Origin of the sequence: Aeromonas sp. FDAARGOS 1404 (assembly GCF_019047085.1) — a bacterium.
GTDB classification, from domain to species: Bacteria; Pseudomonadota; Gammaproteobacteria; order Enterobacterales; family Aeromonadaceae; genus Aeromonas; species Aeromonas veronii.
This window is the reverse complement of sequence record NZ_CP077237.1, coordinates 2,582,909-2,600,845: the sequence shown is the minus strand read 5'-3', so window position 1 is coordinate 2,600,845 and position 17,937 is coordinate 2,582,909. Positions and strand designations below refer to the sequence as shown.

Below are 17,937 nucleotides of genomic sequence, written 5' to 3'. Positions count from 1 at the left end.
ATTTCACACAAATTTACATCATGTGGTGCAGGGGCAGTGCCTTGGCCATGGTGCCGACCAGAAACAGGACTACGAACACCAGCAGGGGAACGATCACATTTGGCGCCATCAGACTCACTCCATGAGCAGGACAGGGCCTCCAACTATGGCCGACTGTCAGGCCGGTCACCAATGAATTTTTTTCGCGAGCGCAAGCGTATTCCTGAGTTGAAAAGGGTGATGAAGATCACACACAATTCTGCCCCCGCTTGCCGCCCCGATTGCCGGGGGTAGGCTGCCCATTTTGCGAAGCCAACTGAAGAGTCGCCCCATGAGCCCACTGATCGCCATCGCCATCACCACTGGAATTCTCTCCGCCGTCTGGGGCTGGATTGCCGTCGCGTTCGGCCTTATCTCCTGGGTCGGCTTTCTCGGCTGCACCAGCTATTTCGCGTCAAGCGGTGGCTACAAGGCGCTGCTGCAGACCATCTTCTGCAACACCAGCGGCATGCTGTGGGCACTGCTGCTGATCCATGGCGACAGTCTGTGGGGGGCAGGCGTGGCGGGTTACGTGATGACGGGGGTGGTCGCCACCCTGATGTGCGTACAGGCCAAGCAGCAGTGGCTCGGCTACATTCCCGGCACCTTTGCCGGTTGCTGTGCCACCTTCGGGGCGGCTGGCGAGTGGCGGCTGATCCTGCCCTCCCTCATCATTGGCGCCTTGTTCGGTTACCTGATGAAGGCGAGCGGCCTCTGGCTCTCCCATAAAACCCAGAAAGCCGATGCCGCTCCGGTGGTGGTTGATCCCGCCTGATTTATCCCTTCGATTTGAAGTTTGCAGCTTCGATACCGTGCCGATTCAATAACTTGTAAAAATCGGTACGGTTTCTTCCCGCCATGTTGGCCGCCAGGGTCACATTGCCCTCGGTGGTGCGCAGCAAACGGATCAGATACTCCTTCTCGAATTCGGCCCGCGCCTCGTTGAACGAGGGGATGCCGCCGCCGCCACCGCTCAGGGCGGACTCCACCATGGAGACCCCGATCACCGGGCTGCAACAGAGGCTGGCGAGCTGCTCCACCACGTTGCAGAGCTGGCGCACATTGCCGGGCCAGGCAGCGGCCGCCAGCATCGCCAGCGACTCGGGCGAAAAACCCATGGCGGCGCAGTCGCTGTGGCGGCTACGGTAATCGTCGAGCGCCTGACGGGCCAGCAGGGGGATATCCTCGCTGCGGGCACTGAGAGACGGCAAGGTGATATTGGCGACGTTGAGACGGTAGAAGAGATCTTCCCGAAAGCGCCCCTCCTCCATCGCCTTGACCAGATCCTGATGGCTGGAGCTGAGCACCCTCACCTCCGGCGTGCCCTGACCATACTCCTCCATCACCTGCAGCAGCTTGGCCTGCAGGGATTCGGAGAGGCTGCCAATCTCGTCGAGAAACAGGGTCGCCCCCTTGGCCTGCTCGAACAGCCCGGACTGGCCATCTTCACCAAACAGCTGCAAGTCGAGTGACGCCCACGGAATGGCGGCGCAGTTGATGGTATGGAGCGGCTTGTCGCGCCGCTGACTGGCCTGATGCAGCGCCTGCGCCATCGCCCCCTTGCCGGAGCCTGACGGCCCCATGATCAGCACCGGCACCTCCATGGTGGCGATGCTGTGAGCCTGGATCAGCAGCTGTTCCAGCTGGGGATTACGAGTCAGGATCAGCGACTGCCACTCCTGCTGCTGTTTCGGCCGCGTCAGACTCAACGCATGTTCGATGGTGGCGAACAGCTCATCCTTGTTGATGGGTTTGGTCAGAAAGCTGAAGACCCCGGAGCGGGTCGCCTGAATGGCGTCCGGGATGGTGCCGTGGGCGGTCATGATGATCACCGGCAACCCCAGCCACTGGGCCTGGATCCGCTCGAACAACGCCAGACCGTCCATGCCAGCCATCCGCAGATCGCTCAGCACCAGATCGGCCCGTTGCTGACGCAACCGGTCGAGGGCCCCTTCCGCACTGTCGGCGGTATCCACTTCATAACCCTGACTGCGCAGCCGCATGCTCATCAGTTTGAGCAGGCTGACGTCGTCATCCACCAACAGGATCCGGCTCATGGTATTACCTCACGATTCTCGTTCAGCTTGCGCTGGTTGAGCTGGTCGTCGATAGCCGTCAGCTGCTCGATCTGGCGGCGCAGCCGCTGGATCTCCTGACTCTGGTCATCGCGACGGCTGTCGCGGGCCAGCAACTGCTCGCCGAGGGCGATCCAGCTGCGCAAAAAGGCCTGCGCATCGAGACCCAGCTCGGGCAGCATCTGCTTCAGGCGCGCCAGACCGGCGGTGCGATTGGCCACAGATTCGGCGGGGTGGGAGTCCACCATCGCCAGACTGACCCGGCTCTCCAGATCGTCAGCCCCTTTCAGACGCTGACGCTCCTGCACCCGTTGCTGGGGGTGGCTGGCCAGCAGCCAGTCGGAGTATTGCAGACGCACCTGCATCTCCTTGTTGGCAAACTCCATCCGCTTGGCAAAAGCGATATCGGAGGACTCCCGCTCTGCCTGTTGCGGCAGCAAGGAGCAACCCGCGAGCAGCCCTGCCATCAGAGCTGGAAATACGCGTTGTATCTTCATAGTCCTCATTTCAACGTCAACCTGAAACAGACATCCGCCTGTTCATCCTCTACCAGAACCAGTTCCCCCCCCAGGCTGTTGGCAGACTCGCGGGCGATGGAGAGGCCCATGCCCGAGCCTTTCAAGAGACCTTGCCGCACAGTGCTGCCCTGCTCGAAGGGTTCAAAAATACGTTGCTGATCGGCCACGGGGATCTTGGGCCCCTCGTTGGCCACTTCCAGCCAGCTTATCTGTTCATTCTGCCCCGCCCTGATCCAGATATTGCCCCCGCTGGCGCCGTAACTGACGGCGTTGGAGAAGAGGTTATCGAGGATCAGTCGTAGCCGGTAGGGCTCCGCCCACAGGGTAACCGGCACGGTCGGCAAGTGTACACGGATCTGCTTGGACTCCAATGCCAGCCGGTACTCGGCAGAAAGTTCCGACAACATCGGCAGCAGGGGGACGGGCTCCAGTTCGAAGGCCTCCTGCTGACTGAGCCGGTTGAAGTCGAGCAGCCGCTCGATCAGGGTCTGCAGGCGCCGACTGTTCTCATCGAGCATCTGGCAGATCTCCAGCTGATCCGGCGTCAAAGGCCCGACCAGCTGCTCGCAGAGCAGATCCGTCCCTTCCCGCAGCACCGCCAGCGGGGTCTTGAGCTCGTGGGATACATGGCGCAGGAACTGGTATTTCTGCAGCTCCAGCTCCTTGAGTTTGTCGTGCAGCCAGACGATCCGCTCCCCCAGCAATACCAGCTCGGCAGGGCCGTCAACCGGCTTGGGATCGGGTTCGACCCCGGCACCCAGACTCAAGATGCGCGACTCAATCTGTCGTACCGGGTGGATGATAAGGTAGGTGAAGATAAAGACCATCAGCAGGCTGAGCGCCGCCACCGCTCCGCTCACCCACCAGAGCTCGCTGGTCAGTCCGGCAATGGTGAGCTGCACCCGATCCATGTGTTCGTCAACCCGGCTGCGGGTGACTATTTCGAGCTGCTTGTTGGCATCGTTGAACTGCTCGAGCTTGTCCCCCGCTACCGCCGCCCGGGCCAGCGCGGCATCCTGCAGGCTATCGAGCCAGGCCAGCCCCTGATCGAGCCCGCTGTAGAGCTGGCCGTCGGTGATGGAGTTGCGGTGCTCCGCCAGCAACACCCGATAACCATCGAGTTGCTGCTGGTAGCTGGTGAGACTGCGACGATCCCCCAGCACCGCGAAGCGGCGCAAGGTGCGTTCGATATCGATGGCTTGCGCCGTCAGCAGGGTAGCGCGGCGGGTATCCTTGACCGCCCGCTCCATCTCGTCGCTGGTGAGCTGACTGAGGTGGGCAAGGGAGGTGCTGTTGTGCCAGATCATGCCACCGAGCGGCATCAATACCAGCACAAATCCCATCAATACCACCTGCAGCAGGGAGCGTGGGCGAACCTTGGTCATCATCTCTTCTCTTGCATTCTCACCGGTGCGCCAGCATAGCCGCACCGCCCCAAAAAACAAAACCGGCCAACAGGCCGGTTTGTATTATCTGGATTGTGGTGATTCACGCCAACGCGACAGAGGCCAGACAGATAATCATGATCATCGCCAGCGCGCCCGAGGCGGTCAACAGCGCCCATTTCAGCTCCACACTCATGCAAACCTCCTTTCTGCCAATCAGTGCCGGATCACAATAGATAAGACAATGTTAAGCCATAGTTAATCCGATAACCGTGAGCTGCGTATACATTTCAGATGAGCCCAACCCAGGGAAGGTGAGCATGTTCTATCTGTGTAGCATTGGTTCCAATATTGACCCGCATATCCATGTCAGCCATGCGCTGGCCGAGCTGCTTGCGAACGTCGGCCCCCTGCGGCTGAGTTCGGTGATCCGCACCAAGCCGGTGGGAATGCACTCCAGCCACGACTTTCTCAACTGCCTGCTGGTGGTGGAGAGCCCGCTCGATGCCGCCCGCCTCAAGCAGTACTTTATCGCCCTTGAAGTAGCTCACGGCCGGGATCGCAGCGATCCGCTCTGCAAGGTGCACGATCGACCGCTCGACATCGATATTCTGGCCAACAACAGGAGCGGTGACTTTGCCTCGGCAGAGGTCGATTCCTATCTGGCGGAGCTGCTGGCCGAGCTCTACGGCCATGGCGAGGTGCATGCCCCCAAGGTGGCGCTGCAAGTGACGCTCCCCGCCCCGTCGGGCAAGCTCAAACCCGGCAAGGGCTTGCTGACCCGGCAGGTCGGGCTGGAGCCGCTGGTGCTTGGCAAATCTTCAGAGAGTGGCCAGCGCGCGCCCGCCATCTACCTTGATGCTGGCCCCCGTCATATAACTGTTCCCCATCAGTAACTGCACCGCCTGCCAGATGGGCTCCAGCCCTCCCTCCCGCGCCAGCGGCGTTTTCGCCAACACTTGCTGGCGCCATGCCTCGTCATGCTCGTCGAGAAACAGAATGGGGCCCGGCTCTATGGTGTTGACTCGCACCGCAGGCGCCAGCTCTCGGGCAAAGCTCATGGCCAGCGAATGGGCTCCCGCCTTGGTGGCCACATAGCTGGCAAAACGGGGGGCCGGGGCATGAATATAGATATCGGTGATGTGAATGATGCTGGCGTTGGGGTTGCTGGCCAGCCGGGGGGCCAGCGCCCGGTTTAGCTGGAAGGGGGCCGCCATGTGTACCCGGTAGAACTGCTCGAACTGGGCCAGTTGCGCCGCCGGATCAGTTGCCTGCGGCTCGAAGGCCGAGGCGTTGTGGATCACCAGCGTCAGCTCCTGATGGGCAGCCAGCACATCAATCAGCTTGCCAACGTCCTCTTCCCGGCCAAAATCCGCCTGCACCAGCTCGACCCCCAGTGCCGCCAGCGTGGCCAGCTCCGGCCGCTCGCTGCGATAACTGCCCGTCACCTGCCAGCCCGCTGCCACCAGCTGTTCACAGAGATAAAATCCGAGTCGACGGCCGCAGCCCGTAACCAATGCACGCATACGATCTCCTTTCCCTTTCATGGTCTTGCATGAACGAAGCCCGCCTGCCAGCGGATCACCGCCGATGGCTTGTGCCTATCAATCCCTGCGGCACAAGCCATTGGTCGCGGGCCACCCACCCGCGTCATAGTGGCGGCATCCCCCTCTTGCGGAGTCACCACCATGCTGAAAGTACACCACCACATGGGTCGCCTGACCCACTCCCTCACTGCCGGACTCGGCCTGGCAGAAGCGCTGGATCGCCTGCATCAATCGGGTCTTGGCGGCCTGCCGGTACTGGATGAGCAGAAACGGCTGATCGGCTTTCTTTCCGAACAAGACTGCATCCCCAGCCTGCTCACCGGCAGCTACCACTGCGATACCCGCACCCGGGTGGAGGATCTGATGAACCGTTCGCCCCTCTCGGTCGGGCCGGATGAGAGCATTCTGGATCTGGCTCGCCAGATGGCCGATGCCAAGCCCAAGATCTACCCGGTGCTTCAACAGGGCAAGGTGATCGGCATCATCAGCCGCCGTCAGGTGATGCAGGCCCTCAACCTGCAGATGAAGGTGTGCCAGCAGACCTAGATCTGGTAACGCCCCTTGTCACCGATATCGAAGTGCAGGGGCATCCGCCACTTGGCCAGCGCCAGCAAAGTCAACAGGGCCCCGCAGACCAGCGCCACCAGTGCGGCGGCCCACTCCACCCGCAACCACTCCAGCAGCCATAACGCCGGCAGCAATACGGGCACCAGCTTGATGCCGGGAATGGCGAAGCAAAACTGCTCCTTGAACGCCAGCCCGGAGAGGGTCGCCAACGCTGCCCCCAGCACCAGCGCATCCGGTGCCCCCACCGCTGCCAGGGCCAGTGCGCCCCACCCAAATCCCTGCAGAATCAGGCGAATCCGCTTGTCGTAGATATGCAGCGAGAAGCCGCATATTGCGCTTGCCACTGCCAGCGACATCAACCATTGTGCCGACGGGAGCAGTGCCATCCCGCTCAGCAGCGCCGCACCGCGGCAAAGCAGCAACAGGGCAACTGCACTCAAGCCAAGGCGGTAGAGCGAGACGGTCAACTTGTCGATCCCGTCCAGCGGGCTCTCGATTTCAGGATTTGCCATAAACAGTCGCTTCTAACGGATCAGGTGCCATCCAATATACTGGAATCAGGTCTTGGAATATCTTCAAACGGGCTCAGGAGACGTAGTTTGCGTGTGATCCCCCTGTTTTGGTTGCTGTTTCCACTCGGATTGCCCGCCAAAGAGCTGGTGATCTGCGGCACCATGGAGCCCCCGCTCAAGTTTCTCGATGCCGATCAGAAACCCCGCGGACTCGATATCGATATCGTCACCGCCATCTTCGACAAGCTGGCGACACCCTTTCGGATCGAACTGGCCGACTCCGCCGCCCGCCTCACCCGCAATGCCGAAACCGGCGCCTGCGATCTGGTGATGACCCACTCCTACAAGGCAGAGCGGGAGAGTTATCTCATCTATCCCCAACAGGCCCATCTTCGCCACAGCTGGCACTTCTTCGTGCGCAAGGCGGACCTGATGAAGATCCGCTACGAAACGCTGGCCGATCTCAAACCCTGGCGCATCGGCGTGACCAAGGATTTCTCCTATACCCCTGAACTGGCAGCGGCCATGACCGACCCGGCCTATCAGTTCCAGGAGATCACCATGAACCAGCTGCAACTGCGCAAACTGCTGGCCGGACGCATCGATACCGTGCCCATGCCGCTGGTCACCGCCTTCACCCAAATCAAGGAAGAGGGGCTGACGGGAAAGATCGATTACCTTCCCAAACCGCTCAAGAGCAGCCCCTACTTCAACACCTGGGCCCGCGCACGGGCGGATGCACAGACCCCCGCCCTGATGGCGGCCTACGATGCCGAACTGCTGCGCATGAAACGGGATGGCCGACTCAAGGCGCTCTACGACAAGTACGGCATTCCCTATATCGAACCCTGATCAGTTGCTCAGGGCTTCACGTCCCGCAGGATCGGATTCTGCAGCGAGATCAGGGTTTCAGTGGACTGGATCTCGTCGATGGTCTGGATCTTGTTGATCAGCACTATCTGCAGCTCGTCGATGGAGCGGGTCATCACCTTCATGAAGATGCTGTAGTGGCCCGTGGTGTAGTAGGCCTCCACCACTTCGTCCAGCGCCTGCAGCTTGGCCAGTGCCGAGGGGTAATCCTTGGCACTCTTCAGATTGATCCCGATAAAGCAGCAGACGTCGTAACCCAGCTTCTTGGGGTTAACCTGCACCCGTGTCCCCTCGATGATTCCCGCCTGTTTCATCTTCTCCACCCGCACATGGATGGTGCCCGGGCTGACAGCCAGTTGTTTCGCAAGTTCGGCGTAAGGGATCCGCGCATTCTCCATCAGAGCGGTGAGGATGGCCTGATCGAGATTATCGATCCGGTAATTTTCCGGCATTTTTTTGCACTCCCGTTGACGATACCTCATTAAAGAACGGCTTATTTTGAAGAAAAAAATACACAAAACCTATTTCTATTATCGAATATTGAATTTAGTTAGCATTCCGTTGAAGAATCACCATATCCAACGGGGTTTGAAACAGGAATTCAGCATGAAACAGCACTACATTCGCAGCCAACAGCAGATTAGCTTCGTCAAAGAGATGTTCTCCCGCCAACTCGCCCAACAACTGGGTCTGATGGAGGTGCAAGCCCCCATTCTGAGCCGGGTCGGTGATGGCACTCAGGACAACCTCTCTGGCCATGAGAATGCAGTGCAGGTCAAAGTGAAAACCCTGCCGGAGCACAGCTACGAAGTGGTTCATTCACTGGCCAAATGGAAGCGCCAGACCCTGGGGCGCTTCGGCTTCGGTCCGGGCGAAGGGATCTACACCCACATGAAGGCGCTGCGTCCGGATGAAGACAAGCTCACCCCCATCCACTCCGTCTACGTGGATCAGTGGGACTGGGAGAAGGTGATGCCGAGCGAGCGCCGCGATCTGGCCTATCTGCAGGAAACCGTGCGCGGCATCTGGGCCGCCATCAAGGCCACCGAGCGCGCAGTCTGCGCCGAACATGAGCTGACCCCCTTCCTGCCAGCCGAGATCCAGTTCCTGCACAGCGAAGAGCTGCTGGCCCGTTACCCGGACCTCGATGCCAAGGGTCGCGAGCGGGCCATCGCCAAAGAGCTGGGCGCCGTGTTCCTGATCGGCATCGGCGGTGCCCTCTCCCACGGTGAGCGCCACGATGTGCGCGCCCCGGACTACGACGACTGGAGCAGCCACAACGAGCTGGGTCTGGCGGGTCTGAACGGTGACATTCTGGTGTGGAACCCGGTGCTGCAAGACAGCTTCGAGATCTCCTCCATGGGGATCCGGGTCGATGCCGAGGCGCTGCGCCGTCAGCTGGCTATCACAGGCGACGAGGATCGCCTGCAGTACGACTGGCATCAGGATCTGCTGGCCGCACGGATGCCGCAGACCATCGGCGGCGGCATCGGCCAATCCCGTCTGGCCATGCTGCTGCTGCAAAAAGAGCATATCGGTCAGGTGCAGGTTGGTGTCTGGCCAGCCGAGATGAAATCTGCCGTGCAAGGCATGCTGTAAACGCGTTGATTTCATCGGTCTGGCCTGCGCGCATTGGCACGCAGGTCAGCCCTGAAGGTGTGTGGCGGTGCGGACTGAACGAGCGCAGTCCGGACATGCTGTAAGTCGCGTGGTCATCCCTGATGACCCACGGCGAAACCGGGGCTTGCCCCTGCGACCCGCTCAACCCACGTCAGGTCGCTTCACTACATTCCTCCCGGCAATCTTCGGATTGCCGTTTTTTTGCGCCCGAATCCCTGCCACCAGATATGGCAACGCCAGCCCGAGGGCTGGCGTTGCAAACATCGATGCGAGACTGGTTACTGGGTCATGGTGAGGCCGTTGCTGTCGGCCCCCAGCACCAGTTTTTTGCCCGGCACGATGCGGCCGGAGAGCAGGGCCTGCGCCAGCGGGTTCTCCACCTTCTGCTGGATCGCCCGTTTGAGGGGCCGCGCCCCGTAGACGGGGTCGAACCCGGCATGCACCAGCTTCTCGAGCAGCGCTTCGCTCACCTCCACCTCGTAACCCTGAGCCTCGAGACGGCCCATCAGGCTCTTGAGCTGGATCTGGGCGATGGACTTGATGTGTTCCTCGCCAAGCGGATGGAACACCACCGTCTCGTCGATCCGGTTGATAAACTCCGGCCGGAAACTGCGGGTCAGCACATCCATCAGCATAGCCTTCATCTCGTCGTAATCCTTCTCGGAGTGGTGCTCCTGAATCAGATCCGACCCGAGGTTGGAGGTCATGATCACCACCGAGTTGCGGAAATCGACGGTCCGACCCTGACCATCGGTCAGGCGGCCATCATCAAGCACCTGCAACAGGATGTTGAACACATCCGGATGCGCCTTCTCCACCTCGTCCAGCAGGATCACCGAGTAGGGACGACGGCGCACAGCCTCGGTCAGATAACCACCCTCTTCATAACCCACGTATCCGGGAGGCGCCCCCACCAGACGGGCCACGCTGTGTTTCTCCATGAACTCGGACATATCGATCCGCACCATGGCATCCTGGGTATCGAACAGGAACTCCGCCAGCGCCTTGCACAGCTCGGTCTTGCCCACCCCGGTGGGCCCCAGGAACAGGAAGGAGCCGATGGGGCGATTCGGGTCGGAGAGACCGGCACGGGAGCGACGAATGGCGTTGGAGACCGCATCGACCGCCTCCTCCTGACCAATCACCCGGCTGTGCAGCTGATCTTCCATCCGCAGCAGCTTGTCGCGCTCCCCTTCCAGCATGCGGGCGACCGGAATACCGGTCCAGCGGGCCAGCACGTCTGCAATCTCCACGTCGGTGACCCGGTTGCGCAGCAGACTGGTCTCCTGCATCTCGGCCTGAGTGGCGAGATCCAGCTGTTTCTCCAGCTCCGGAATGCGGCCGTACTGCAGCTCGGACATCCGGCCCAGGTCGCCTGCGCGGCGCGCCACATCGAGATCCTGACGGGCCTGCTCCAGCGCCGCCTTGATATGCTGGGTGCCGGCAAGGGCGGCTTTCTCGGCCTTCCACACTTCGTCCAGCTCGTTGTATTCCCGATCTTTTTCGCCAATCTCCTGATTGATCAGCTCCAGACGCTTGCGGCTGGCGTCGTCGTCCTCTTTCATCAACGCCTGCTGCTCCAGCTTGAGCTGGATGATGCGCCGCTCGAGGCGATCGAGCGCCTCCGGCTTGGAGTCGATCTGCAGCCGGATGCTGGCCGCCGCCTCGTCGATAAGGTCGATGGCCTTGTCCGGCAGCTGGCGATCCGCAATATAGCGATGGGACAACTGGGCCGCCGCCACGATGGCAGGATCGGTGATCTGCACATGGTGGTGCAGCTCGTAACGCTCTTTCAAGCCACGCAGGATGGCGATGGTGTCCTCCACGCTCGGCTCTTCCACCAGCACCTTCTGGAAGCGACGCTCCAGCGCGGCATCCTTCTCGATGTACTGACGGTACTCATCCAGGGTGGTGGCGCCGACGCAGTGCAGGTCGCCACGGGCCAGCGCAGGTTTCAGCATGTTGCCCGCGTCCATGGCCCCTTCGCCCTTGCCGGCGCCGACCATGGTATGCAGCTCGTCGATAAAGAGGATGACGTTGCCCTCCTCCTTGGCGAGATCGGTCAGTACAGCCTTGAGCCGCTCTTCAAACTCACCGCGATACTTGGCTCCGGCCACCAGCGCCCCCATGTCCAGCGACAGCACCCGCTTGTTCTTGAGCCCTTCCGGCACTTCGCCGTTGATGATGCGCTGGGCCAACCCCTCGACGATGGCGGTTTTACCGACACCGGGAGCACCGATCAGCACAGGGTTGTTCTTGGTGCGGCGTTGCAGCACCTGAATGGTACGGCGGATCTCGTCATCACGGCCGATCACCGGGTCGAGCTTGCCGATCTCGGCCCGCTCGGTCAGATCGATGGTGTACTTCTCCAGCGCCTGACGGTTCTCCTCGGCGTTGGCATCTTCCACCTTCTTGCCGCCCCGCACCTTGTCGATGGCCGCTTCCAGTTTCTCTTTGGTCAGCCCCTGCGCGCGCAGCAGCTCACCCAGCGTTCCCTTGTCATCGAGGGCAGCCAGCACGAACAGTTCGGAGGAGATGAACTGATCCTTGCGCTGCTGGGCCAGTTTGTCGCAGACGTTGAGCAGGCGGCCGAGGCCGTTGGAGAGCTGCACGTCCCCTTCCACGCCGCTGACGCGCGGCAGGCGATCCAGCTCCTCACCGAGACGGGAGCGCAGGGCATTGATATCCATCCCGGTCAGGGTGAGCAACGGACGGATGGAGCCGCCATCCTGATTGACCAGCGCGGTCATCAGGTGAACGGGTTCGATGAATTGGTGGTCACGACCCAGCGCAAGAGACTGGGCATCGGAAATAGCAATCTGGAATTTGCTGGTAAGGCGATCGAGGCGCATTGCACTCCCCCTTCAAACAGGCAGACGCCGCTTGCGCGGCAAACAACATAACTTTCTGAGATGAAAGATGAGGCCCGTACGGGCTATTTCAAGGGCATGGGCTGGTTATTTTTTCTTCAAAGCGGGGAGAGGGCAGGATCCCCGCCTCTCTCATACGGATCTGTTCTTGAGAGAGACGGGCTATTACTTGGCGGGTGATTGCTTAGCGGGCCAACCAGATGAGGGAGGCCATCCGGCCGGTCTGGCCGTCGCGGCGATAGGAGTAAAACTGCTCGCTGTCGCTGAAGGTGCAGTATTCGCCACCATAGATGGCGGGGACGCCGGCTCGGGCAAGGCGCAGCCGGGCCAGCTGGTAGATATCCGCCAGCCATTTCCCCTCATTGGACGAGGGGACGAACGCCGCTTCTGCTTCGGCCTGCTCTGCCATAAAGGCCTCCCGCACCTCGCCACCCACTTCAAACGCAGTGGGGCCGATGGCCGGGCCAAGCCAGGCCAGGATCTCGCCCGGCTCGCAGCCCATGGCCGCGATACTCGCCTCCAGCACACCCTCTTTCAGGCCACGCCAGCCTGCGTGGGCGGCGGCGACCACGGTACCCGCCCGATCGCAGAACAACACCGGCAGACAGTCAGCAGTCATCACGATACAGGCCTGATCCGCCTCATGGGCGCAGGCGGCATCGGCATCCGGCACCTGCTGATAATGGCTGCTGACTGGATGAACCACGGTGCCGTGCACCTGATTGAGCCAGTTGAGGGGCCCCGGGATGGCGGCTACCTGCTGCAGCCGGGCCCGGTTGGCCTCGACTCGCGCCGGTTCGTCACCCACGTGGGCGCCCAGATTAAGGCCAGCAAAGACCCCTTCACTGACGCCGCCATCCCGGGTGGTCGACAACGCCCTGACACACGCCGGGGCTGGCCAGTCGGGTTCGATCCATTTCATCTGTGACTCCTTCAATTCACCGATATAAAAACGGGGCTCCTGCAAGGGAACCCCGTTTGGCATCTGTTCGGGCCGGATGACGCCAGAAACCGACGCAGCAGGCCCTATCACATCAGTTCCAGACCAGATCGTCCGGATTGGCGAGGGTGCCCTTGATCTGCAGCGCCTCTTTCAGCCCATCAATTCCAGACTAAATCATCCGGATTGGCGAGAGTATCCGCGCGCAGCACTTCCATCAGCTCCACCATGTCTTGCGGTGTAGCTGAGTGCCACTGCATCACTTCTCCCGTGATGGGGTGAGCCAGTTGCAGCATGGTGGCATGCAGCGCCTGACGGTTGAAGTTACGCAGTGCCTGGGTCAGCTCGGGGGTCGCGTTGCGCAGCGGGCGCAGACGGCCACCGTAAGCGGGATCACCCACCAGCGGGTGTTTGATGTGAGCCATGTGGACACGGATCTGGTGGGTACGACCGGTTTCCAGACGCAGACGCAGGCGGGTGTGGCCACGGAACTTCTCGTGCACCCGGTAGTGGGTCACGGAAGGACGGCCATTGGGCACCACGGCCATGTGGGTACGCTGGGTCGGGTGACGGCCGATAGGCGCATCAACGGTACCACCTGCGGTCATGTGACCGATGGCGATCGCTTCGTACTCACGGGTGATCTGGCGCGCCTGCAACGCTTCCACCAGATGGGTCTGTGCGGGTACGGTTTTGGCAACCACCATCAAACCTGTGGTGTCTTTATCCAGACGGTGCACGATACCGGCGCGGGGCACCTCGGCAATGCCGGGGTAGCGGTGCAGCAGGGCGTTGAGGATGGTGCCATCCGGCGTGCCTGCGCCCGGGTGAACCACCAGTCCGGCCGGTTTGTCGATCACCAGAATGTGTTCATCTTCATAAACGATGTTGAGCTCGATATCCTGGGCATCCCAGCGAGTATCATCTTCCAGCTCGACATTCACATGCACCTGCTGCCCGGCCAGAATCTTCTCGCGCGGGGTGTTGGCAACCTGACCGTCCAGGGTCACTCTGTCCTGTAAAATCCACTCCTTGATGCGGGTGCGGGAGTAGTCTGGAAACAATTCGGCCAGGGCCTGGTCGAGTCGCTGCCCGAATTGGTGATCCTGGAATTCGCCTGTCAGTTCAATATGCTGGCTCATGTATGGTCTCTTGAGCGGGGGGTATCAATTCGAAATAATCCGGGTATTCTAGCTTTTCTTTTAGCCAAGCATAACGGATACTTTGCCAATTTCGTGGAAATGGACCGGATGTTGTTGATGGGAAAGAAGTCTCACCTGCTGATGTCGCTCGCCTTGGTCGCTACCTTGATCACAGGCTGTTCCAGCACCAAACCCAAGGTACCCGACGAACCGCCGGAGACCCTGTACCAGAAAGCACGCCTCAAACTGGACGTTGGCAATTACGTGCAAGCCACTGAATTGCTGGAGGCTTTGGACTCTCGCTACCCGTTCGGCGCCTACTCTAATCAGGTGCAGCTTGACCTCATCTATGCCTACTACAAGCAAGATGATACCGCTCAGGCGATCGCCAATATCGACCGTTTTATCCGCCTCAATCCGGCGCATAAAAATATCGATTACGTCTTCTATATGCGCGGCCTGACCAACATGGCGGCGGATTACAACTTCTTCCAGAGCCTGTTCGGTATCGATCGGGACGACAAAGACCCTGCTTATGCCCGTCAGGCATTCCAGGACTTCAAGACCCTGTTGCAGAACTACCCCAACAGCGTCTATGCCGCCGATGCCCGCGCTCGCATGATTGGCCTGAAGAATCGTCTGGCCCGATATGACCTGAGTGTGGCCGAGTATTACGTGAAGCGTGATGCACTGGTCGCGGCCGCCAACCGGGCCAAGCTGATTGTCGAAACCTACCCCGACACAGCCGAAACCGAGAAGGCACTGGAGATCATGGTCGAGTCTTACGACTCTCTGAAGATGCCGCAGCTGGCCAAGCATGCCCGCGAAGTGCTGGCCAAGAACTACCCGGAGAACCGCCTCGGCCGTGGCTGAGTGATACGGATAAACCGGTAATAAAAAACCGATGCCTTGGCATCGGTTTTTTTATCGCTGCAATTTACCCTCAGCTATTACCCGCAGATTGCTCTGCAGAGCAGAATCTGCGTAACGACGCAGTCATCGCAACGCTTACTTCGCTACATTACCCGCCACGTTCAGGGCATCCCAGGTGCGGGAGAAGGGCGGCGCGTAGGCAAAGTCCAGCATGCCGAGCTGCTCGGTGGTCACCCCCATGGTGATGGCAACCGCCAGTGCGTCGATGCGGTGGACCGCCCCCTTGCGACCGAGGATCTGGCCACCCAGCAGCCGCTTGCTGCCCGCCTCATAGACCAGCTTGACGTGAATGTCGGACTGACCCGGGCAGTAGTTGGTGTGGCACTTGTCCTTGATCACCACGGTGCGATAGTCGATCCCCATCGCCCTGGCTTCCTGCTCGGAGAGGCCGGTACGGCCCGCCTCCAGCCCCAGCACCTTGAGCGCGGCGGAACCCAGAGTGCCCGGGAACTCCTGCTCGGCACCCGCCAGATTCTCGCCTACCATGCGCCCCAGCTTGTTGGCGATGGTGGCGAGCGGCACATAGACCTGCTGCTGCTTCACGCCGTGCCAGACGCTGGCACAGTCGCCGGCCGACCAGACGTTGGCCAGCGAGCTGCGCCCCTGACGATCCACCTTGATGGCGCCGTTGCCGAGTCGCTCGATGCCGGTATCGGCCAGAAACTCGGTGTTGGGCTTGACCCCGGTGCAGACCACCACGATATCGGCCTCGTACTCGCCCTGGCTGGTACGCACGCCGGTCACCCGGCCATCCCCCAGCAGTGCTTCAACTCGCTCACCCAGATGGAGAGAGACTCCCTGCTCGCGCAGCTCGGTTTCGATGTGCTGGGTGATCTCGCCATCAAACGCATCGGGAATAACCCGATCCGCCAGCTCGATGAGACGCACCTCTTTGCCCTGATGTACCAGCGCCTCGACCACTTCCAACCCGATAAAGCCGGAACCGATCACCACGGCGCGGCGATTGTTCTTGTCTTGTACCGCAGCTTTGAGCGCCAGTCCGTCGGCCATCCGGCGCAGACCGAATACCCCCTCCTGCTGCAAGCCGGGGATGGGTGGCATCACTTCGCGGGCGCCGGTGGCGATCATCAGCCGATCGTAGCGATCGGTGAAGGTGTCGCCGTTGTGCTCGACTGTCAGCGTCTGCGCAGCAGCATCCAGACTCAGCACCCGGTGGCCAATCTTGACCTCGATCCCCTTGGCGGCGAACTGCTCCGGGGTGAACTCGGCCATGTAGCCAGGCTCCTGAAACTCGTCGCCGACGAAGTAAGGCAGGCCGCAGGCACCGAAAGAGATCACCTCGGAGGCCTCATACACCACGATGTCGGCATCTTTGGCCAGACGGCGGGCCTTGGCCGCCGCACTCATACCGGCGGCTTCGCCACCGATGATCAGAATTCTCATTGTTTTTCCTCTCAATGGCGCAGGGAGGGCATGCCCTCCCTGCGGTCTATGACGGGAAAGGGTCGCCCCTTTCCACAGGCAGATCAACCGACGCAAATCAGACGGTAGACTCTTCGCCGTCCAGACTCACTTCGTGATCGCTGTTGAACACATGCATGTCGGTCTCGCCCATCAGGCGGCTGGTGACCGTCCCTGCGGTGATGGAGCCTGAAACGTTGAGCGCGGTACGGCCCATGTCGATCAGCGGCTCGATGGAGATGAGCAGACCGGCCAGCGCCACCGGGAAGTCCAGCGCGGAGAGCACGATCAGCGCGGCAAAGGTGGCGCCGCCGCCAATGCCGGCCACCCCGAAGGAGCTGACGGTGATGATGGCGATCAGGGTCATGATGAAACCGGGATCCATCGGGTTGACCCCTACGGTCGGGGCAATCATCACGGCCAGCATGGCCGGATAGATACCGGCACAGCCGTTCTGGCCGATGGTGGAACCGAAGGAGGCGGCGAAGTTGGCGATCCCCTCGGGAATACCCAGCGACTTGGTCTGGGTCTGCACGTTCATCGGGATGGAGCCCGCACTGGTGCGCGAGGTGAAGGCAAACGCCAGCACCGGCGTGATCTTCTTGAGGAAGCGCAGCGGGTTGATGCCGACCATGCTCACCAGCAGCAGGTGCACGACAAACATGATGGCGATGGCGCCGTAAGAGGCCATCACAAAGCTGAGCAGGTTGAGGATGTCAGCATAGTTGGAACCGGAGACCACCTTGGTCATCAGCGCCAGCACGCCGAACGGGGTCAGGCGCAGCACCAGGGTCACCATTCGCATTACGATGGCATGAGCTACGGCCACGAAGTGGCTGAAGCTGGCGAAGATTTCCGGCTTCTTGCGGGCGATGCCGGTGGCAGAGAGGCCGATAAAGATGGAGAAGATCACCACGGCGATGGTGGAGGTCTTGCGCGCCCCGGTCATGTCGAGGAAGGGGTTGGCAGGAATGAACTCCAGCATCATCTTGGCAAACGACATGCTCTCGACGCTGCCGAGGGTGGTCTGCAGCGCGGCGCCACGGGCGCTCTCGGCGGCCCCGGAGGTGAGCCCTTCAGCGGTCAGGCCAAACAGGTTGGACATCAGGATGCCCGCCCCGGCGGCGATGGCGGTGGTGAAGATCAACACGCCTATGGTCATGGCGCTGATCTTGCCCAGCGCGGTGCCGCCATTGAGCTTCAAGATAGCGCTGATGATGGAGACCATGATGAGCGGGATGATGATCATCTGCAGCAGCTTCACATAGCCGCTACCCACAATATCCAGATAGTCGATGGTCTGAACAATGACGGACGAACCAGCACCGTAAAGCAGTTGCAACGCGGCGCCGAACAGAATACCGAGCCCCAGACCGGCAAATACCCGGCGGGTGAAGCTCACATGTTTTTCCTGTAACCGGTAGAGAAAGAACAGCAAGATGGCGGCGATGGCCAGATTGCCGATAACGCTAAATGTCATGGTATGACTCCCCAAAAAGCGGGCTTGGGCCCGAGAAA

Annotated in this window: 18 protein-coding genes; 6 read left to right on the top strand and 12 right to left on the bottom strand. The window is 60.9% G+C overall.

All coding sequences use genetic code 11. The features are described from left to right. The first annotated feature begins 310 nt into the window (after positions 1-310). Positions 311-793 (top strand): DUF1097 domain-containing protein, encoded by a 483-nt coding sequence (locus I6L34_RS12090; protein WP_058056212.1) that lies wholly within the window; start codon positions 311-313, stop codon positions 791-793. 1 nt (position 794) lies between these two features. Here the strand turns inward: I6L34_RS12090 and I6L34_RS12085 are convergent, their stop codons facing one another. From I6L34_RS12085 to I6L34_RS12070, 4 genes are all read right to left on the bottom strand, one after another. Next, entirely contained in the window at positions 795-2,075 is a 1,281-nt protein-coding gene (locus I6L34_RS12085; protein ID WP_005339807.1) for a sigma 54-interacting transcriptional regulator, read from the bottom strand. Next, positions 2,072-2,590 carry a hypothetical protein gene (locus tag I6L34_RS12080; RefSeq protein ID WP_013724185.1) on the bottom strand — a complete coding sequence of 173 codons (519 nt, stop codon included), beginning with the start codon at positions 2,588-2,590 and terminating at the stop codon, positions 2,072-2,074. The genes I6L34_RS12085 and I6L34_RS12080 overlap by 4 nt, the downstream gene beginning before the upstream one ends. 5 nt (positions 2,591-2,595) lie before the next feature. After that, complete coding sequence (locus I6L34_RS12075) at positions 2,596-3,996, bottom strand: HAMP domain-containing sensor histidine kinase (protein ID WP_042657344.1); 1,401 nt, start codon at positions 3,994-3,996, stop codon at positions 2,596-2,598. 103 nt (positions 3,997-4,099) lie between these two features. Continuing rightward, on the bottom strand, positions 4,100-4,192 hold the full coding sequence (locus I6L34_RS12070; RefSeq protein WP_005339800.1) for a YnhF family membrane protein: 93 nt from the start codon (positions 4,190-4,192) through the stop codon (positions 4,100-4,102). 124 nt (positions 4,193-4,316) lie between these two features. Here I6L34_RS12070 and I6L34_RS12065 point away from each other — a divergent pair, with 124 nt between their 5' ends. Beyond that, positions 4,317-4,892, top strand: coding sequence for a 2-amino-4-hydroxy-6-hydroxymethyldihydropteridine diphosphokinase (locus tag I6L34_RS12065; RefSeq protein ID WP_058058984.1), 576 nt, complete (start codon positions 4,317-4,319; stop codon positions 4,890-4,892). Here I6L34_RS12065 and I6L34_RS12060 read toward each other — a convergent pair. Then, complete coding sequence (locus I6L34_RS12060) at positions 4,818-5,522, bottom strand: SDR family oxidoreductase (protein WP_216954757.1); 705 nt, start codon at positions 5,520-5,522, stop codon at positions 4,818-4,820. The genes I6L34_RS12065 and I6L34_RS12060 overlap by 75 nt on opposite strands. A gap of 162 nt (positions 5,523-5,684) precedes the next feature. Between I6L34_RS12060 and I6L34_RS12055 the strand changes: the two genes are divergently transcribed. Then, positions 5,685-6,089, top strand: coding sequence for a CBS domain-containing protein (locus tag I6L34_RS12055; protein WP_216954756.1), 405 nt, complete (start codon positions 5,685-5,687; stop codon positions 6,087-6,089). Here I6L34_RS12055 and I6L34_RS12050 read toward each other — a convergent pair. Further along, complete coding sequence (locus I6L34_RS12050; protein WP_058056215.1) at positions 6,086-6,622, bottom strand: DUF2301 domain-containing membrane protein; 537 nt, start codon at positions 6,620-6,622, stop codon at positions 6,086-6,088. The two genes, I6L34_RS12055 and I6L34_RS12050, sit on opposite strands and share 4 nt — an antisense overlap. A gap of 87 nt (positions 6,623-6,709) precedes the next feature. Between I6L34_RS12050 and I6L34_RS12045 the strand changes: the two genes are divergently transcribed. Then, a complete protein-coding gene (locus I6L34_RS12045; protein ID WP_216954755.1) occupies positions 6,710-7,474 on the top strand; it encodes an ABC transporter substrate-binding protein in 765 nt (254 codons plus the stop codon). 8 nt (positions 7,475-7,482) lie between these two features. Here I6L34_RS12045 and asnC read toward each other — a convergent pair whose 3' ends face one another. Further along, complete coding sequence (asnC, locus tag I6L34_RS12040; protein WP_005339783.1) at positions 7,483-7,944, bottom strand: transcriptional regulator AsnC; 462 nt, start codon at positions 7,942-7,944, stop codon at positions 7,483-7,485. 154 nt (positions 7,945-8,098) lie between these two features. On the opposite strand from asnC, the gene asnA reads away from it, so the two are divergent. Next, the gene (asnA, locus tag I6L34_RS12035) at positions 8,099-9,091 is read left to right on the top strand and encodes an aspartate--ammonia ligase (RefSeq protein ID WP_111901457.1); all 993 of its coding nucleotides are present in this window, start codon (positions 8,099-8,101) and stop codon (positions 9,089-9,091) included. Between the two features lie 299 nt (positions 9,092-9,390). Here the strand turns inward: asnA and clpB are convergent, their stop codons facing one another. The 3 genes from clpB to rluD form a co-directional block, all read right to left on the bottom strand. Continuing rightward, positions 9,391-11,964 (bottom strand): ATP-dependent chaperone ClpB, encoded by a 2,574-nt coding sequence (clpB, locus tag I6L34_RS12030; protein ID WP_058058981.1) that lies wholly within the window; start codon positions 11,962-11,964, stop codon positions 9,391-9,393. Between the two features lie 202 nt (positions 11,965-12,166). Further along, on the bottom strand, positions 12,167-12,904 hold the full coding sequence (gene pgeF, locus I6L34_RS12025) for a peptidoglycan editing factor PgeF (RefSeq protein WP_216954754.1): 738 nt from the start codon (positions 12,902-12,904) through the stop codon (positions 12,167-12,169). 179 nt (positions 12,905-13,083) lie between these two features. Continuing rightward, positions 13,084-14,064, bottom strand: a complete 981-nt coding sequence (gene rluD / locus I6L34_RS12020) for a 23S rRNA pseudouridine(1911/1915/1917) synthase RluD (RefSeq protein ID WP_005339771.1) — start codon at positions 14,062-14,064, stop codon at positions 13,084-13,086. A gap of 117 nt (positions 14,065-14,181) precedes the next feature. Between rluD and I6L34_RS12015 the strand changes: the two genes are divergently transcribed. Next, a complete protein-coding gene (locus I6L34_RS12015) occupies positions 14,182-14,937 on the top strand; it encodes an outer membrane protein assembly factor BamD (RefSeq protein ID WP_101530913.1) in 756 nt (251 codons plus the stop codon). Between the two features lie 135 nt (positions 14,938-15,072). Here the strand turns inward: I6L34_RS12015 and I6L34_RS12010 are convergent, their stop codons facing one another. Together I6L34_RS12010 and I6L34_RS12005 are read right to left on the bottom strand one after the other, a co-directional pair. Continuing rightward, positions 15,073-16,401 carry a CoA-disulfide reductase gene (locus tag I6L34_RS12010; RefSeq protein WP_216954753.1) on the bottom strand — a complete coding sequence of 443 codons (1,329 nt, stop codon included), beginning with the start codon at positions 16,399-16,401 and terminating at the stop codon, positions 15,073-15,075. A 97-nt stretch (positions 16,402-16,498) separates the two neighbouring features. Continuing rightward, entirely contained in the window at positions 16,499-17,899 is a 1,401-nt protein-coding gene (locus I6L34_RS12005; RefSeq protein ID WP_005339766.1) for an L-cystine transporter, read from the bottom strand. Positions 17,900-17,937 lie beyond the last annotated feature (38 nt).

Excerpts from the sequence above, each read along its gene's own strand:
- I6L34_RS12090 (WP_058056212.1), top strand. The coding sequence starts at position 311 with ATGAGCCCACTGATCGCCATCGCCATCACCACTGGAATTCTCTCCGCC.
- I6L34_RS12085 (WP_005339807.1), bottom strand. The coding sequence starts at position 2,075 with ATGAGCCGGATCCTGTTGGTGGATGACGACGTCAGCCTGCTCAAACTG.
- I6L34_RS12080 (WP_013724185.1), bottom strand. The coding sequence starts at position 2,590 with ATGAAGATACAACGCGTATTTCCAGCTCTGATGGCAGGGCTGCTCGCG.
- I6L34_RS12075 (WP_042657344.1), bottom strand. The coding sequence starts at position 3,996 with ATGACCAAGGTTCGCCCACGCTCCCTGCTGCAGGTGGTATTGATGGGA.
- I6L34_RS12070 (WP_005339800.1), bottom strand. The coding sequence starts at position 4,192 with ATGAGTGTGGAGCTGAAATGGGCGCTGTTGACCGCCTCGGGCGCGCTG.
- I6L34_RS12065 (WP_058058984.1), top strand. The coding sequence starts at position 4,317 with ATGTTCTATCTGTGTAGCATTGGTTCCAATATTGACCCGCATATCCAT.
- I6L34_RS12060 (WP_216954757.1), bottom strand. The coding sequence starts at position 5,522 with ATGCGTGCATTGGTTACGGGCTGCGGCCGTCGACTCGGATTTTATCTC.
- I6L34_RS12055 (WP_216954756.1), top strand. The coding sequence starts at position 5,685 with ATGCTGAAAGTACACCACCACATGGGTCGCCTGACCCACTCCCTCACT.
- I6L34_RS12050 (WP_058056215.1), bottom strand. The coding sequence starts at position 6,622 with ATGGCAAATCCTGAAATCGAGAGCCCGCTGGACGGGATCGACAAGTTG.
- asnC (WP_005339783.1), bottom strand. The coding sequence starts at position 7,944 with ATGCCGGAAAATTACCGGATCGATAATCTCGATCAGGCCATCCTCACC.
- asnA (WP_111901457.1), top strand. The coding sequence starts at position 8,099 with ATGAAACAGCACTACATTCGCAGCCAACAGCAGATTAGCTTCGTCAAA.
- clpB (WP_058058981.1), bottom strand. The coding sequence starts at position 11,964 with ATGCGCCTCGATCGCCTTACCAGCAAATTCCAGATTGCTATTTCCGAT.
- pgeF (WP_216954754.1), bottom strand. The coding sequence starts at position 12,904 with ATGAAATGGATCGAACCCGACTGGCCAGCCCCGGCGTGTGTCAGGGCG.
- rluD (WP_005339771.1), bottom strand. The coding sequence starts at position 14,064 with ATGAGCCAGCATATTGAACTGACAGGCGAATTCCAGGATCACCAATTC.
- I6L34_RS12015 (WP_101530913.1), top strand. The coding sequence starts at position 14,182 with ATGGGAAAGAAGTCTCACCTGCTGATGTCGCTCGCCTTGGTCGCTACC.
- I6L34_RS12010 (WP_216954753.1), bottom strand. The coding sequence starts at position 16,401 with ATGAGAATTCTGATCATCGGTGGCGAAGCCGCCGGTATGAGTGCGGCG.
- I6L34_RS12005 (WP_005339766.1), bottom strand. The coding sequence starts at position 17,899 with ATGACATTTAGCGTTATCGGCAATCTGGCCATCGCCGCCATCTTGCTG.